The 830-nt window shown below is 74.1% G+C and carries 1 protein-coding gene; it reads left to right on the forward strand.

All coding sequences use genetic code 11. The features are described from left to right. The coding region (locus GSF22_RS33970) for an arginase family protein (protein ID WP_208817970.1) at positions 1-649 on the forward strand (649 nt) is incomplete at its 5' end. Positions 650-830: the final 181 nt, after the last annotated feature.

An 830-nucleotide genomic window follows, 5' to 3' on the forward strand; every position in this document is an offset into this window, starting at 1 on the left:
GGTGACCGGGCGGGGGCAGGCGGACCTGGCCGCCATCGAGGGGCGCCGGCCGTACTTCCGGGACGTCGACGTGGTGGTACTCGGCATCCGGGCGCAGGACGAGTACCGGCTGGACCTCCAGGCGGCCGGCATCGTCAACCGGCCGGTGCCCCTGCTCCGCGCCGAGGGCGCGGCCCGGACCGCCCAGTGGACCCTCGACCAGCTCACCGACTGCGTCGGCTACTGGGTGCACGTCGACGTGGACGTGCTCGACCCGGCGGTGATGCCGGCCGTCGACGCGCCCGACCCGGGCGGGATCGCCTTCGCCGAGCTGGAGATCCTGCTGGCCGGGCTGGTGGACACCCCGCACTGCCTGGGCGTCGAGCTGACCGTCTTCGACCCGGACTACGACCCGGCGGGGGCGTACGCCGCCGAGATCGTGGAGACCCTGGTGGCCGGGCTCGCCCCGGTTTCCGCCCCGGGGACCGTACCGCCGCAGGCTGGTGCCGCTGGCGCCGGCCAGCGGACTGAGCCGTCGGCGGACCGGCCGGACGGGGGGACCGGGCCGGCGTACCCGCTGCTGCCGATCCAGCCTGGCGTACCCGAGGCGTCGGCTGCGTCGGCCGGGGCGACCGCGTCAGCCGGGTTCGACGGCATCGCGGCGAGCTGACCGACTTCGCGGGTCGGTGCACCGTCGCACGCCTGCACGTCTCGTCATGATCGCGCTACTTCCGGGAAATAGGGCCCTCCGGCAGCCGTCGAGGGGCCTACTTCCCGGAAGTAGCGCGATCTTCGAGTGGACTGTGCTGGGCAGTGGATCGCTGGGGTGGTGGATCGCTGGGGTGGTGGAC

Origin of the sequence: Micromonospora echinofusca (assembly GCF_017614955.1) — a bacterium.
GTDB classification, from domain to species: domain Bacteria; phylum Actinomycetota; class Actinomycetes; order Mycobacteriales; family Micromonosporaceae; genus Micromonospora; species Micromonospora echinofusca_A.